The sequence below is a fragment of the Oceanipulchritudo coccoides genome (genome assembly GCF_010500615.1).
GTDB lineage: Bacteria > Verrucomicrobiota > Verrucomicrobiia > Opitutales > Oceanipulchritudinaceae > Oceanipulchritudo > Oceanipulchritudo coccoides.
This window is the reverse complement of the sequence record NZ_JAAGNX010000002.1, coordinates 94,787-109,989: the sequence shown is the minus strand read 5'-3', so window position 1 is coordinate 109,989 and position 15,203 is coordinate 94,787. Positions and strand designations below refer to the sequence as shown.

The following is a 15,203-nucleotide window of genomic DNA, read 5'->3' as shown; positions in this document are numbered from 1 at the left end:
ATCCGGATCTGCTCCAGTACGGAACAAGTGAGAACGTCCTTTTAGCCACGCCGACGACCTTGATCGCCCTTTTGAAGGCGGCGGCCTACGGCTGGCGCCAGGAGGCGATCGCGGATGAGGCCAAGCAAATCAGTGCGCTTGGACGTGAGCTTTACGAGCGCTTGACGACCCAGACTGAGCACTATGTGGATGTCGGGAAGGCCCTGAAGCGGGCTGTCGATTCCTATAATAAAAGTATTCGTTCGATGGAGACGCGGGTACTGGTCACCGCCCGCAAATTTGAGTCACTGGCCGAGGACAGTAAAAAGAAGCTGCCGGAACTGGAACAGCTTGAGGACACGCCCATCGAGCCGGAGGGTGATTGATGCTGCGAACAATTTCGTACGAAGACAAAAATAGACAAAGGCATCAGGATATCTATGAATTTGACTAATCAGAGCTCTCGAAAAAACCTTAGTGTCTTTTTCGCTCTGTGACTTTGTGAGAACCAACCCGTTACACCATGGACCTTATTTCAGCTATCATCCTACTCGTAATCGTTACCGATCCACTTGGTAACCTGCCAATGGTTCTTGCCTGTCTTGAGGGGACGAAGCGGCCCTATCGGTTTATCACGCGGGAAGTCTTTCTGGCCTCGCTGGTCTTATTGATCGCCCTTTTTCTAGGTCCCCAACTTCTCCGTTTACTGGATCTATCGGAGGAGGCCCTCCGCCTGGCCGGAGGGATTGTCCTTTTTCTGATTTCCATCAAATTGATTTTTCCCACGGATACCAGTTGGATGGGGGCCAAGACCGGTGAAGAGCCCATTCTTTTTCCCCTTGCCGTGCCCCTGGTTGCCGGCCCGTCCGCGGTCGCCACCGTGACCCTGTTTTCCGCCCAATTTCCCGAGCGCATGGGAGTATGGGTAGCGGCAATTTTCATTACGATGTCGGTCAGCCTGGTGACCTTTTCCTTTGCGCCGGTCCTTCATCGCATTGTCGGTCCGCGAGGATTGGCCGCCTTCGAGCGCCTCATGGGGATGCTCCTGACGGTTATTGCCATCCAGATGTTGATTACCGCCATCAAGGAGATTTTTCTGGCCCCGGTTTCCGGCGGGTGAGCCATGTGCGGACGCTATACATTAAGTGCGGGGCATGAGGCCTTGGCCAAAGCCTTCCTTGCCGAATTTGGGGAGGAGCTCAAGGCGTCATGGAAATCTCGCTACAACATCACACCGGGAACGGGGATTGTCGCGATCCATGAGGACCGGGACCGGGGAGGTCGACGGGCAGAGGTACTTCACTGGGGGTTGGTTCCTTCCTGGGCCAAGGATCCGAACATTGGCTACAAGTTGATTAACGCGCGGGCCGAAACGATTGCCGACAAGCCGTCCTACCGCGACGCATTCCGGTACCGGCGCTGCCTTGTTCCGGCCAGCGGATTTTATGAATGGGACCGGCGCAAATCTCCGCGCCAGCCGTATTACTTCAGGCCTGTGGAGGAAGACTTCATGGCCATGGCTGGAATCTGGGAGCATTGGATGCATCCGTCGGGGTCGGAGATTCTTTCCGTCTCCCTGATCACCACGGAAGCAAACAAGACAGTCGGCAAGATTCATCACCGGATGCCGGTCATCCTTGGAGTTGATGAGTGGGACCGTTGGTTGGACACTTCCAATGTCAAGGGTGAGGGACTGTCCAATCTTTTGGGACCAGCCTCCGATATCTTTCTGAAATCCTGTCCTGTCAGCAGCCGTGTGAACAAAACGGACGTCGACGAAGCATCTCTCACGAAAGCAATCAGTCTGGAGGAGAAACCAACTGGCCAAATGGATCTGTTTGGCGGTGACTGAACTGCGCCGAAGGCCTACGTTTGGCCATTCGCGGCCACGTTGGGTGTGCTCTGAGCCCGCCTGAATTCCGTTGGCGTCAAGCCTGTTGCATCGCGGAAAACCTTGGTCAAATAGCGGATGTTTTCAAATCCAGCCTTCTGGGCAACTGCTGTGACGCTCAAGTTGGTGGTCGTCAGGAGCTCCCTGACTTGGTCCATCTGAACCCGCTGGATTTCGCTGTGTATGGACCGCCCGATTCCCTTCATGAACTTGCGGTAAGCCGTTGAATTGGACATGCCGGTAACCTTCAGGACATCCGTTGGGGTAATCGGATCGCAGGCATGTTCCTTGATATAGCGCATCGCGAAGGCCACCTCTGGATCCTCGAAGGCCAGATAGTTGCTGGAATCCCGCTCTTCCACCTTTGAGGGGTCAATGTAAGTCAGCCTTGGGATGTCCTTATCTCCTTGCATCAAGCGGTTGAGGAGGTCGGCAGCCTGGTAACCGGCGGTCATGACATTTGCGTCCATACTGCTCAAGCGGGGTTGGGACAACTCACAGAGCCAGCGGTCGTTATCCACCCCGAGCACGGAAATCTCCTGGGGAACCTGAAGCTTCTGTTCGCAGCGATCCTCGTCTGGTTCTATTTCATCCCGGTCAACAATTTCCCGCTGATGATCGTGAACCAGTTGATGATTGCCATGGTAGCGGCCCCGATGATGCCCCTGTTCTGGTCCATGATTGCTGACACGGCCGACTACGGTGCGGCAAAGTTCGGCCACCGCTCAACCGGGATCATCTTCTCCGCCGGAACAGCATCGCAGAAGATCGGCTGGACGGTTGGTCCGGCGCTGGCGATGGTGATCCTTGGAGGGGTGGGTTATGTGGCCAATCAGGAACAGTCGCCACAAACGCAGCATGCCCTTCACCTCATGATGAGTATCATCCCGGCTGGATTTGCCGTGCTGACAGCTTTGGTGACCTGTTTCTACCCGATTAATCACAAGGTGGAACAGGAACTGGAGGAAGCCATGAAGGAGATGAGCCGCGCGGAGGATGCTGAAGCTGATAAAGAATGATCAGTTTAAGCGTCTCCTTGTTTGGGAGTCTGCTTCTTTTTGCGATTCCAATTAGTGGATGAAGTCGATATCAATAGGCCCGATTACATGAAAAATATATTGAGCTTACTCCTCCTTTGCTCGGCCACGCTTCACGGCAAAGCTCCGAACATCGTCTTTGTCTTCAGCGACGACCATGCGACCCAGGCAATTGGTGCGTACGGGCATGTGGTATCAACTTTCGCGCCGACGCCGCATCTCGACCGGTTGGCGCAGAAGGGGATGCGCTTTGATCGTTGTCTGGTGACCAATTCCATTTGCGGGCCGAGTCGGGCGACAATTCTGACCGGCAAATACAGCCACCTCAATGGCTTCTATTTCAACGAGGCGACTGAGTTTGACGGTTCGCAAGTGACCTTCCCCAAGTTACTGCAGGAAGCAGGTTACCAGACTTCCCTCATCGGCAAGTGGCACCTGGCTTCGGAGCCGACGGGCTTTGAACATTGGGAAGTGCTGCCGGGGCAGGGGCTTTACTACAAACCTGAATTTGAGGGGCCCGATGGCGTCGTTACTGAAGATGGCTATGTAACGGATGTCGTCACCGACAAGGCGATCCATTGGCTGGAGCAAGAGCGCGATCCCGAGAAGCCCTTCATGCTCATGGTGCAGCATAAGGCACCGCATCGTGAGTGGTCGCCTCCCGTCAAGTATCTTGATCTCTTTGACGGGGTTGTTTTTCCGGAACCAGAAACACTGTTTGATGATTATCGAGGGCGAACCACTGCGTCCCATGATCAGGATATGACCCTCGCCCGGACTTTTGAGAAGGACAAGGATCTGAAGGTAGATGTCCGGCGTCCTGATTCTATCTTTTATCAGCGTGTCTACTCGCGTTTGTCACCAGAGGAACAAGAGCTCTGGGATCGTAATCTTGATCAGCGTGAGGCGGGATACAATGATCCCGATCTCAAGGGAGTGGCATTTCTGCGATTGAAGTACCAAAGCTATCTCCGTGACTACCTTGCCTGTGTGCGCTCCCTTGATGATAATATCGGCCGCCTGCAGGACTATCTCGAGACCAGTGGACTTGCGGAGAACACGGTCTTCATCTACTCCTCCGACCAGGGCTTTTATCTCGGTGAGCACGGTTGGTTCGACAAGCGATTCATGTACGATGAATCCTATCGTACCCCGCTCCTGATCAGTTGGCCCGGAGTGACCAAGGCCGGCTCGGTAAACAGTGACCTTGTCTCCAACCTGGATTTTGCACAGACCTTCCTTGAAATCGCTGGCGTTCCCGCTCCTGAAGGCATGCAGGGGGCCAGCCTGGTGCCTGCTTTAACAGGCAAGACCCCGGATGATTGGCGAGATTATCACTATTATCACTACTATGAGTACCCGGGGTGGCATATGGTACAACGCCATGAAGGCGTTTATGACGGGCGCTACAAACTGATTCACTTCTATGACTTGGATGAATGGGAACTCATCGACACGGAGTCCGACCCACACGAGCTGACCAGCCAGTACTTTAATCCTGAGTACACACCGGTGAAGGAGCGCATGCACCGTGCTCTTGACCGGATGAAGGAGCGCTATGATGTGCCACCGGGCATTCCCGCTCCGAGGGAAGACGTCGATCCGATGCAGTACTATTCCACCGAGCGGCGGTTAATTGAGCTCAGTAAAAAGAATTGACCGTCTAGCCAACCGGATTGGCCAGCAAGTGATGCAAAGCTCAATTTGAATATTTCAGGGGCGGGCTTCGGGGTCCGCAGGTCAGACGGGGTTATTGCCTGGGCTGCCCTCACCGCCCTCAATGGCGCGACTGCGGAGCACCTGATCACAACTTCCACCGAGTGGATACTTAGTGATGGAACCCCGACCGGCGAATTCCGTGAAGCACCGGGAGCTCCATTCGACGTAGAGACCTCCGCGACCTTGTCCGTCCAGTTTGCTTACGATGGAACCAGTGCGGTTGTCATTGCCTTCGGCGGGTACGATACCGATGCCAAGATTGACAACATTGTCATAAAGTCCCCTACGCCCATCGGCGATACCTGGGCAGGCTTCGAGATCATCAATGGCCAGTTTGTGGACACAGGGTCCTTACTCGGTATCCTTGAAATTTCCTCCGATCCGTGGGTCTACAGCTATACGATTGGAAAATATATTTTTGCTCCACAGTCAGCGGTTGCCCGCTCTGGCGGATGGTTCTACGCCATGCCCTGATTGGGAAAACAATTCCGGGCGACAGGGTTCCGGATCTTTCTTGTCATTCAATTCGTCGCCCCCGATGAACCGGGGGCGGCGTTTGTGTAAATCTCCCCGGCTGATTCTTCAGAAATCCAGATCAAAACGCATGCGTTCCTCACCTGAAAACAGGTCTGTCAGGATTGCCTCAACGCGCAGCGTGCCGGTGGCCGGCAGGGATTCCATGAGGAACGGGAGCATGCCGGATTGTGTGGGTTCAGCTGGTGTAAAGTTCAGGATGCCTGACACGAGCGGGACGGGATCGCCCTGATCAGGAATTGCCCGGACATCCAGTCGCCAGTTGGCCGGTTGCCAGGTGGAAAAGACCGACAGGTCTATATAACCGGTGTAGCTGCCAATTATCACCTCCGCCTCTGCCGCCCCGTTCTGGTTGGCGAATGTGATTTCCGCAAGGTCGACCGTTGGAATAAAGTATTCCTTCCATGTCTTGACCTCCAACGGGGCCAGATAGGCGTCCACGAAAAACTCCTGTGAGTTGCCTGACCAGAGCTCAAACATTCCATAGTCTGCTCCTTCGCCCCAAATCTTCATGCCGGGGGAGTCCGAGGGGTCGTCGATGGTCCGCAAGACGCCCCAATTATAATCATGGTTGATGACACCCCACCAACCGTTGTCCGTATCAGGCCATGCGTAGGCTATTCCGGATCCCTGCCAATTGTAGAGCCAAGCCAGCTTGTCGAATTGGTAGACATCATCTGAAGGCAAGGAGTCATCCGTCTCGACAGTCTTCATCCAGTTCCACCAATCCCGCAGGGCGATTTTTTCCTGTTCCATGACAATCTCGAGATTGGATGAAGTGGCTGTCTGGTCGGGCGGCAGGGGCGCAAGGGCGGCGGCCATCCAGAACTCATAGGGGATTGTTTCGGTTTTGTTGTTGGTGAGCGTGTAGGTGATTTCGACGCATGCCCGGTTGCGATAAATTGTAATGTCCATATCCACCGTCATCCCAGTCAGGCCATTGTCGAACTTGCCGGGTCGGCCCGCCCAATGAATATCATCAGTACGGGACATGCGGACGGTTACCGCTGTATTTGTTTCCTCGATACTCTGGAAAATCCATGGCTCACCCCAGTACTTGCCGTGTTCTCCCTCCGGGAAGGTTGGATTGATTCCGCCGGGCAGGAGAAGCCAGTCGTCGTAGTAGAAAGCACCGGGTGCGTATATGATATCGCTGAACTTGTCACCCTTGGCGTAGCTCAGGAGCTCCATGTTCCGGGGCTTGTAGAAAATGGAAAGAATACGGGCGCCCCAACCGGGCAGAAGGGTCACGCGGATCAAGTCATTTTCAATTATCTGCGTCTCAAACTCTGTCGTGACGACATTACGGGTCCATCCAATGAGCTCATGTTCCGCTGTTTCGGTAAATTCGCGATGTCGCCAACCGTAGGTGTCGGCTACCCGGGTTGGGGCCACTGGATTTTTTCGATGGATCTCAATCTGGTCCGATGTAGCCACCCTGTAGAAAATCCTGAGATCCCGGTTGCCTCCATCGTAGCTCAGCCAGTCTCCTGTGGCCGGTAAATAGTAGTGGGGGAAGATGCTTTTACTGGTCCATGCCCAACCCATTTCAGTATCGTAAAACCAGACGCTTTCCTCTGTTTCCCCAACGGCGTGGAGCCATCCATGTTCTGGATGGTAAACCCAGCCGCTCTCCGACTCATGGATCCAGCCAAACCAGTCAAATTGTTTCCATCCATTATCAATTTCTGTGGGGCTGTCCCAAATCCCAGCCATACCGATCGTTGAAATCAGAATAATGGAAAGACATAAGGAAAGTTGTTTCAATGAATTCAAGGTGTAGGAGTTGTTTAAGTTTGGAACATGCCCATTGGAAACGGATTGCCCAAGGGGTCAAAGAAATTGCCGGCATTAGGGAAGACCGTGCTTAATTCCGCCGGAGCAACACCGAACCACGAGGCCAGCTCGGCCATATAGGCATCGATGGAAGTAGTGGGGAGGAGGCGCCCTCGTCCGACATCGAGCGGGGCATTGCGTGCAACGACTGGATAGTCCCCGTAAATTTTTCCGCCGTTGATTCCCCCACCGATGACAAAGTGGTTTCCGCCCCAGGCGTGATCGGAACCAAGGCCATTGGAGGTCAGGGTGCGGCCAAAGTCTGAAGCAGTGAAAAGAGCGACATCGTCTTGTAAGCCAAGGTGACCCAGCTCGCGCCAGAATGCGCCAATGGCGGCATCGACTTGAGCGAATAACCCCTCTTGCTTCACGAGGACCTCCTTGTGGTGATCCCATCCCCCAAGCCGGAGAAAGAAGACCTGCCGGTTCATGCCGAGAGGGGAGCGGGCAGCAAGAATCCGGGCAATGGAGGCCAGCCGCTTTCCGGTTCCCGTATCCGGAAAGGCTTCCGTCAACTGGACCGCATTGGTCGCCTCTTCAAAGAGCATGGCGGTATCAATCGAGCCGCGCAGGTTGCTCGAGAGGGTCTTTTGATAGAGGTTCCGGTACTCTTGGCTCAAGACGCTGTCGATTGCCATCTGCGAAGCTGGATCAACAGCATATTCAGCCAACTGAACAGCGCCGGCTGGATCGGTGATGTACGGTACGGATTGGTTGCCGCTCTGCATGACATTGGTGCCCGAGAGGGAAACATTCATGGCGATCGAACCACTTGAATTGGCCTGCGAGAGACAATCTGCCATCCGGCCTGCCCAGCCCCTCGGACCGCTTCCAGCTACTTGGGGGACGACGGTCTGCCAGTGCAGTTGTTCATCCGAGTGGGAGAAAAGCCCTGTTGGAAGGGAAGCGACACCGGAAAGGTATTGCTGGATTGTCAGCGGTTCAACCAGTGTGCCGACATTACTGACAAAGGCTGCATGGCCGGCGTTGTATAGCGCCTGTAGCTCAGTCAATGCCGGGTGCAGGCCGAATTCCGTGTAGGCTTGTCCGGTCGTGCTGATGGGCAATAGACTGTTCTGCTCGAGGGCAAGCGTGCTGCGGACGGCCGCATACGCATCGTAGGCCTCCTGCTGTCGTGGAACCAGCATGTTGAAAGAATCATTTCCCCCGCTTAGAAAGAGGCATACCAATGCCTTGTATCCCGGTAGTGGTCCACCCGATACAGCGCCGGCGGTTAACTTGAGGGTGAAGAGCGATGAAAAAAGCGATATGGACCCCACCGCGGCGCAGTTTGCCTCAACAAGAAATTTACGGCGGCTGATTTTTCTGGGGGTTTTCATGATGGGTTGGAGGGCTTAATAAATCACGTTGAATTCAGGCAACAATGAGATCAGCGACAGGGCCAGTTTAACCCGGATTTCCCGGTCGGAGAGGGTTGAAGCCGGCATCGGGTCAATTGTCTCAAACAGTATCTGGCGGTTTTCATCACTCAACCTTCCAGCAGTGAGGACAAGGTCCAGATGGTCGATGAGGACACTGGTGTCTGCCGCCAGTCCTGCTTCATAACTCAAGTCAAGATCGCCCTGGCTGTAGCCGCGAGCACCGATAACATCTGCAATGCCTTCGTAGACGAGCGTGCGGATGGCGTTGGCGAGTCCAAGGGAAGTCACATCCGTGGTAATTTGAAATTCGGGGCTGAACAAGTCACGATCCTGGAGCGAGCCCAGCGGCTGGTGATCCGATTGGTAAAAGTTGAATACGGAAGGGGAGTTAAACGGGGCCTGAGCAATCACTTGGTCCAGCTTCCAGAATGGAAGCAGGCCGAAGGTTTGCGGGGAAGTGATTTCAAAAACGCGAGCGTAATGGAGGAGCCTGACCAAAGGTTCCCGGAGTTTTCCGTGGGCCGTGTCGAGTGACAGGGCTGGTTCACGGGCTTCCGGATGGAGCAGGATCGCCTTGAAGACAACTGCCAGGTCCCCGCGCTGGCCTGTGCCTGAACCGTTGTAAGTTCCCTCATTGAACGCCTGCGCGACAGCTTGAATGTAATTCGGGGAGGGGTTGGAAACGGTCAGGCGTTGGATCAGGCGGCGCGCGATGAAGGGGCCGACATTGGGATGATTGAAGAGGTGATCCAGGAAGGCATTGATCTCGGCAATTGCACCCGCGTTTGTCTCCGGAAAGGGATCCAGGGTGCTTCCATCGAGCAAGGTCTTGGCGCTGAAATCATGCCATGAGCTTTGCATGCGCATCGGGTCAACGTAGTTACCGAATTTTATTTCAATATTTCCCTCATCGCCGATTCCCGAACGCCCGTTGTATTGTTTGCGCAAGCCGGTGAAGATCTTTGCCACTTCGATGATGTCATTGTTGTCGTAAGTGGGTATCCCATTCCCGTTGGCATCCCTCTGCAGCGAGCCATCCTGATTCAGCATCCAGATCCCGATGGTGAACAACTGCATGATCTCACGCGCATAATTTTCATCCGGAAAGGTGCCGACGACTGGATCCTCTTTCCGGTTGTCGAGGTAAGTCAGGTAATCTCCCATGCTCGGGTTGAAAGTGACCTCGCCAAGAATGTCGCGGAAGTTCCCGAAGGCGTGCCTTACAAAGATGTCGTAATATACCAGGAAGCGCTCGGCGGCGTTCGTCTGAGTCGATCCACCTTCCCCGAGGACAAAGATCTGTGACAAGGCCCAGGCGGCTCGCTGCCGCAATGCGTCGGGGGCTGTTGTCGCCACCTGATACCAGACAATTTCCTTTGTTTCCCCCGCGGAGAAGGAAACATCATTCGCGTTTCTGCCAGCAGCAATCGCATCCGCCTGATCAGGATCGATCCGGTCCTGACCATTCAGCCAGTAGGAAAGCTGGGTACCATTGGCAGGATTGTGGCCCACCTCAAAGGGAGAGTTGAGGGAATTGTCTACGAAGGCCGGATTGCTCCGCTCGCGCCAGAACTTCCGCAGGGAAGTCACGTCGAGCGCCATTTGCTCATCAATCCACTGTTCGAAGTATCCGTACGGGTAATCATTGATTCCGGATGGCGTTTCGATTCCCGGGAATGAGTCGATCAGGTCACGGGTTGGACCAAAGCTTGCCTGCTGCAGAAACCTCGAAACAGAGCTCGCGGTATTCAGTCCGCTCGAAGGAGAGGCAAATCCGCGAAAAAACCGCGCACCGGCCTCGAGGGGATGGGTCAGGCTCTTGTTCGTGCCTTCACCCGCAATCGAAAGAAGGTTCGGGAAACTGTTTTCCCAGCCGAATCCGTAGTCCCGGCCAACCATCTGCCAGTCGATCAGGTTCCTCGACCATTCCATCGACTGGAACATGTCAGGGCTCCCTGCCGGGGGAAGCTGGATGTGCATCTGGCCATCCGTCACAGTCAATTCAAGGCTTTCCATGCCTTGGCCGCTCAGCGGGACCAATAGCGATGAGACGGATATGGCCAGTATCCTGGCCCGGTTTTGCGGGGTAGGCGACATTTGCTAATCTGTGAGACAGTAATTGAGTCCAGCGACTCTCAGAAATGTTCAATTTCAGCTCGGTAGTCGAGATTTATAAAAGCCCTGACGACGCGTAAATTAATGAGACTAATAGTGTAAAACAGATTGACTTATCATCGCGGGGTGATAGGGCTTGTCCCCTGCTTGTTCAGGAATTATTACCCAGTCCGGGTTATGGCATATCTCTCTTAACCTGGTTATCATCATGAAAAACTCGTTTAAAATCCTTTGCCCGCTTGTTCTTTCCCTTGTTTTGCAAACGGTGCAAGCCGTTGACACGGCGGCCCCACTTCTGACCTCGATCAGCGTGAGCCCCGCATCCGTTGACGCCTCCGGAGGCGACCAGATCATAACAGCGACGCTGACGATCACCGACGACGAAAGCGGGCTCAACTTTGGCAATATCTTCCTCTATAACCCATCCGGAACCTTTGTTGACGCCATCTTTTTCAATACGACAGCGACGTACTTGACAAGCGGGACGGCCACTAATGGCACCTACGAGGTACAGGCGACTGTTCCCCAATATGCGACCCCCGGGACATGGGAAGTGCGGGTTTTTCTGCGCGATAATTTAAATCAGGATCGCCGCTACGGTGGGACCAACGAAGCTTTCCCTAATCCCGGCGACGAGGACTTTACTGTTGTGAATGGCGGGACTGTCGATTCCACCTCCCCGGGGCTGGTTTCGGTTTCCGTTTCACCGGCTCTTGTCGATACCGGGTCGGGTCCGGCTAATTTGACGGTCTCGCTGAACATCACCGATGACCTGAGCGGGTTTGAAAGCGGCTCTTTGGAATTTTACGATCCAAGTGGAACCTACCGAAGTGACCTGACAGAGTTTTTCTATTTGACTGATGTTCTTTCGGGGGACGCGCTGGATGGGGATTACGAAATTACCCTTAATCTCCCTGCAGCCAGTGCCAGTGGGCTCTGGACAATTGAATTCTTTATCCGCGACCGGCTCGGAAATTCCAGCTACCTGGTCGGGGAGCCAGGTGCGGAGTTTACGGTCACCAACGTGGGAGGCGCGTCCGGTGACCTGTCGGATGCGGTGGACGCAACACAGTACCCCCTAGCCGGTTTTGGCAGCCCGGAATGGTTTTTCCAGACAAATACAACCTATGACGGAATCGACGCCGCCCAAAGCGGGGCGATTGGCGACAATGAAAGTACCACGATGGAGATGGAGTTTAATGGTCCCGGAGGAACCCTGACCTTCTGGTGGAAAGTGGATTCAGAGGACGGGTTTGATTTCCTATCTGTTGATGGGCCATTTGGCTTTTACGATGAAATAAGTGGTGATGTTGACTGGGTACAGGTCACTGTTCCGATTCCTTCTGGAATACAAACCGTGTCCTGGACCTATTTCAAGGATAGCGGTGGCAGCGCCGGAGCGGATGCCGGCTGGGTGGACCGGGTTTATTACTCCAGCCTCTCAGACAACGAGGATCCAGTCCTGCAATATATTAATATCTCCCCGAATCCGGTGGATGTCTCCACAGGAGATCAGACCGTCACCATCACGGTCGAAGTTTCGGATGATTTCAATGGTGTTTCTGAAGGCTACATTTCCCTCTGGGATCCGGATGATTTTGATTATGACTATTTGTTTTTTGATTCTTCAAATCTTGTTTCTGGAGACGCCTATTTTGGAACCTATGAAGTCAGCACAATTTTGTATGAGAGTGATTTTTTCCCCACGCCCTTTGCTGCTCTGGGAACCTGGCGCGCTGAGGTGGAGATCATTGAGGACAACACTTTTAATTCGAGATACTATGGCCCATTTGATGACCCATTCCCGAATCCAGGCGATGAGCTTTTCACTGTCGGGGACGGGCTTGGCGGCGGCGCAGCCCCAATTCTGGAATCCATTGATCCAATTGGACCGGTGAGCGCTGACTTTTCGGCTGGTGGCCAAATTGAGAGCATATCCTTTCGAATCACAGATAGCTCTGATGGTTTCAGCTATGGATATATCTATCTTTATGCCCCGGGTGGGGGATTTGTCAGCTCCACTTATTTTGATGGGGTTTCGCTGACGAGTGGAGATGAGTTTGATGGCACCTACTCCGTCAATGTCAGTATACCACAGTATGCGCCATCTGGCACATGGAGTCTCGCGTTCTCACTTTTTGATTTTGCGAATAATTTCAGCGATATTCCATTTGAAACTGCGTTCCAGAATCCGGGTGAAGAGCTTTTCACGGTTACCAACAGCGGGACCGCCGACACGGCGGATCCGGTCTTGCAATCAATTGTCGTTTCCCCTGCAGCGATTGATACAACAACAAGTGCCCAGTCCATTGACGTGACGTTGACCATCTCGGAAGACCTCAGTGGCCTGAGTGCCGTCAACCTCTATGTCTATGATCCTCTCGATACTTACATCAATTCTCTCTACACATTCTTTCCCGGGGACGACCAGCTTGGTGGTGTCTTTTCGACGACCCTCGAGATCCCGCAGGGCAGTCTGGAAGGAACATGGGAATTCGCGACAATCATTTACGACAACGTGGGCAATTCCGCACGGCACGGCATTTTCTGGGATCCATTTCCTGTCCCGGGAGATGAGGAGTTCACTGTTGGGCCTGTCAGCCCGTCAACCTTTGATAATTTTGTCAGCTTGTATTCGCTGAGTGGACCGGATGCCTTGCTTAATGGCAATCCAGACGGCGACTGGTACATCAACGCGCTCGAGCTCGTTCTGGGAACAGATCCAACAGTCTGGGACGCCATGAATGCATCCCTCCTCGCTGTTGAAACGGTTGGTGGGGAGCTACGGCTAACCTTTACGGTTAATCCTGCTCTCACGATAGGAAGCAGTGGCAATTTTCTCCAGTTCTCGGATGGTGGAGGGGGAGCTCCCCTTAATTTGACCGGACAGACGTCGGCACTTCTCAACAGTGGCTGGGTCAATGTTCTTCCAACCCTTGTTTCCGGAACCACATATCGGGTCAGTTTGACAATATCGCCCGGTGAGGTCGGCTTTATGCGTCTTGATTTTAATTAGAGCCCAAGCCGTCCAAGGCGAGCCAGGCCTCCAACGGAATTGCTTCCGGACGTGTGGTCCGGTCGCGCCCGTATTCCGGCAGCATTTCCAGCCACGGGTGAAGGTCCTCTCGCTTTTGCAGGAGGCTGCCGATCTGTTTTCGCCGCTGGGTGAAGAGCTGGCGGATGAGCTCGCGGGCTGGCTCGGAAAAGAGGACCGGTTTATCCTTTTTCCGCAGATGCAGCAGCAGGGAATCGACACCGGGGACCGGATAGAAGCAGGCGCGTGAAACTTTGTGGACACCCGCCCGCTCGTAGGCGGCCCCGATAAAGATGGAGATGGCTCCGTAGGCCTTGCTGCCGGGTTGCGCCGTGATGCGGTCCGCGGCCTCCTTTTGCATCATAAGGACCATGTCGGAGGGCAGGGGCACCTCCAGCATGCCTTCCAGCCAGGGAGTGGTGATCGCATAAGGGAGATTGGCGACGACCTTGAGATTTGCTGTTGATTCGGGCGTGCCGGCGCGCGGATGCTTGACGGCGTCTCCCTCGAGCAGATGGAAAGTCCCAGGGAATTCCTTTGAAAGCGTATCCGACAGGTGGCCAGACAGGGACGAGTCGAGCTCAATGGAATACACCGTGCAACCCAGTTCCAGCATGGCCCGGCTCAGGGTTCCCAGCCCGGGCCCGATTTCAATGGCGGTTTCCCCGGCCTGCAGCCCCGCCAACTGAAGCGACTTGCGAACGATATTCCCGTCAATGAGGAAATTCTGTCCAAGCGGTTTGCGCGGCCGGTGCCCGAGTGACTCAAGAAGGGCGCGCGTCGCTGAGGGTGTGAGGGGCATTAATTTATGTAGTGAGCAGGTTTACCCCGCGATAAGGTTTCGATCCCGGCTCAAAAGTCATGGATCGCTTGGATAAACGGTTCCGGATCCTCCATTTTCATGAGGGCCTCCCCGACGAGGATGGCATCCGCCCCGGCCTCAAAGGCCCGCTCGGCATCGGCTATGGAATGAATTCCGCTTTCCGAAATCGCGACGCAGTTCTCCGGAAGCTGCGGGATAATTGACTCGGAGATGGCAAGGTCGGTCACAAAGCGGGTGAGGTCGCGGTTGTTCACGCCTACGATACGGGCTCCACAATTGAGGGCCCTTTCCACTTCAGATTCCTCGTGCACCTCGAAAATACTGTCCAGTCCGGCGAGGTTGGCTGCCTCAAAGAGCATGGACATCTCCTCGTTGGAGAGGGCGCGGACAATGATGAGGATGCAGGAGGCACCGGCCTCGGCCGCCTCAAGGATCTGGATCCGGTCGACGAAGAAATCCTTCCGCAGGGTAGGGGGCGAGTCGGAACGGTTTCCCAGGAGGTCATTCACATTCCAGAGGTCGCGGATGGAGCCGCCAAAGTACTTTTCATCCGTGAGAACAGAAATGGCATCGGTCCCGGCGTTGTAGTAAAGCCGCGCCTGCTCCGGAGCGTCCCGTCCCTCGGCGATTGCCCCCGCGGACGGTGACTTCCGCTTGATTTCCGATATCAGGGCGATCCCTGATTCGCGCCGCAAGGCTTTCTCAAAGCGGCTTGGATGGCTTGATGAGGGATTGAAATGCGCCAGCTCCTCATCCCGGACAGGCCGCCGCCGTTTGGCGACTTCCTGGCGTTTCCAAGCCATGATCTCGGTCAGTTTGTCCATATACGGGATAAAGATTATGAAAATATCAA

The 15,203-nt window shown here is 54.5% G+C and carries 13 protein-coding genes (1 of these 13 cut by a window edge); 7 read left to right on the top strand and 6 right to left on the bottom strand.

Annotated elements, in window-relative coordinates:
- The 3 genes from G0Q06_RS06135 to G0Q06_RS06125 all read left to right on the top strand — a co-directional run.
- Positions 1-365 carry the final stretch of a DNA recombination protein RmuC gene (locus tag G0Q06_RS06135; protein ID WP_163963549.1) on the top strand. Its footprint begins 907 nt before the window's first position, so 365 of the gene's 1,272 nt are visible here — the last part of the coding sequence; the start codon falls outside the window, past its left edge; it ends in the stop codon at positions 363-365.
- A gap of 137 nt (positions 366-502) precedes the next feature.
- Positions 503-1,099: a MarC family protein gene (locus G0Q06_RS06130; protein ID WP_163963547.1), complete on the top strand. Its 597-nt coding sequence runs from the start codon at positions 503-505 to the stop codon at positions 1,097-1,099.
- Between the two features lie 3 nt (positions 1,100-1,102).
- Positions 1,103-1,831, top strand: a complete 729-nt coding sequence (locus tag G0Q06_RS06125) for an SOS response-associated peptidase (protein ID WP_163963545.1) — start codon at positions 1,103-1,105, stop codon at positions 1,829-1,831.
- A 14-nt stretch (positions 1,832-1,845) separates the two neighbouring features.
- Here G0Q06_RS06125 and G0Q06_RS06120 read toward each other — a convergent pair whose 3' ends face one another.
- Entirely contained in the window at positions 1,846-2,391 is a 546-nt protein-coding gene (locus tag G0Q06_RS06120; RefSeq protein WP_338045114.1) for an AraC family transcriptional regulator, read from the bottom strand.
- On the opposite strand from G0Q06_RS06120, the gene G0Q06_RS06115 reads away from it, so the two are divergent.
- The 3 genes from G0Q06_RS06115 to G0Q06_RS06105 all read left to right on the top strand — a co-directional run bounded on the left by G0Q06_RS06115 (position 2,356) and on the right by G0Q06_RS06105 (position 5,100).
- The gene (locus tag G0Q06_RS06115; protein ID WP_163963541.1) at positions 2,356-2,889 is read left to right on the top strand and encodes an MFS transporter; all 534 of its coding nucleotides are present in this window, start codon (positions 2,356-2,358) and stop codon (positions 2,887-2,889) included. The genes G0Q06_RS06120 and G0Q06_RS06115 overlap by 36 nt on opposite strands.
- An 87-nt stretch (positions 2,890-2,976) precedes the next feature.
- The gene (locus G0Q06_RS06110) at positions 2,977-4,566 is read left to right on the top strand and encodes a sulfatase family protein (protein ID WP_163963539.1); all 1,590 of its coding nucleotides are present in this window, start codon (positions 2,977-2,979) and stop codon (positions 4,564-4,566) included.
- A gap of 45 nt (positions 4,567-4,611) precedes the next feature.
- The gene (locus tag G0Q06_RS06105) at positions 4,612-5,100 is read left to right on the top strand and encodes a hypothetical protein (protein ID WP_163963537.1); all 489 of its coding nucleotides are present in this window, start codon (positions 4,612-4,614) and stop codon (positions 5,098-5,100) included.
- A 108-nt stretch (positions 5,101-5,208) separates the two neighbouring features.
- On the opposite strand, the gene G0Q06_RS06100 is transcribed toward G0Q06_RS06105, so the two are convergent.
- The 3 genes from G0Q06_RS06100 to G0Q06_RS06090 all read right to left on the bottom strand — a co-directional run bounded on the left by G0Q06_RS06100 (position 5,209) and on the right by G0Q06_RS06090 (position 10,475).
- Entirely contained in the window at positions 5,209-6,876 is a 1,668-nt protein-coding gene (locus G0Q06_RS06100) for a DUF5107 domain-containing protein (protein WP_163963535.1), read from the bottom strand.
- Between the two features lie 74 nt (positions 6,877-6,950).
- Complete coding sequence (locus G0Q06_RS06095; RefSeq protein WP_163963533.1) at positions 6,951-8,336, bottom strand: DUF1501 domain-containing protein; 1,386 nt, start codon at positions 8,334-8,336, stop codon at positions 6,951-6,953.
- A 15-nt stretch (positions 8,337-8,351) separates the two neighbouring features.
- Positions 8,352-10,475 (bottom strand): DUF1800 domain-containing protein, encoded by a 2,124-nt coding sequence (locus G0Q06_RS06090; RefSeq protein ID WP_163963532.1) that lies wholly within the window; start codon positions 10,473-10,475, stop codon positions 8,352-8,354.
- A gap of 226 nt (positions 10,476-10,701) precedes the next feature.
- Here G0Q06_RS06090 and G0Q06_RS06085 point away from each other — a divergent pair, with 226 nt between their 5' ends.
- Entirely contained in the window at positions 10,702-13,509 is a 2,808-nt protein-coding gene (locus G0Q06_RS06085; RefSeq protein WP_163963530.1) for a DUF7035 domain-containing protein, read from the top strand.
- Here G0Q06_RS06085 and rsmA read toward each other — a convergent pair.
- On the bottom strand, positions 13,502-14,329 hold the full coding sequence (rsmA, locus tag G0Q06_RS06080; RefSeq protein ID WP_163963528.1) for a 16S rRNA (adenine(1518)-N(6)/adenine(1519)-N(6))-dimethyltransferase RsmA: 828 nt from the start codon (positions 14,327-14,329) through the stop codon (positions 13,502-13,504). The two genes, G0Q06_RS06085 and rsmA, sit on opposite strands and share 8 nt — an antisense overlap.
- A gap of 50 nt (positions 14,330-14,379) precedes the next feature.
- Entirely contained in the window at positions 14,380-15,174 is a 795-nt protein-coding gene (locus G0Q06_RS06075; RefSeq protein ID WP_163963526.1) for an indole-3-glycerol phosphate synthase TrpC, read from the bottom strand.
- Positions 15,175-15,203 lie beyond the last annotated feature (29 nt).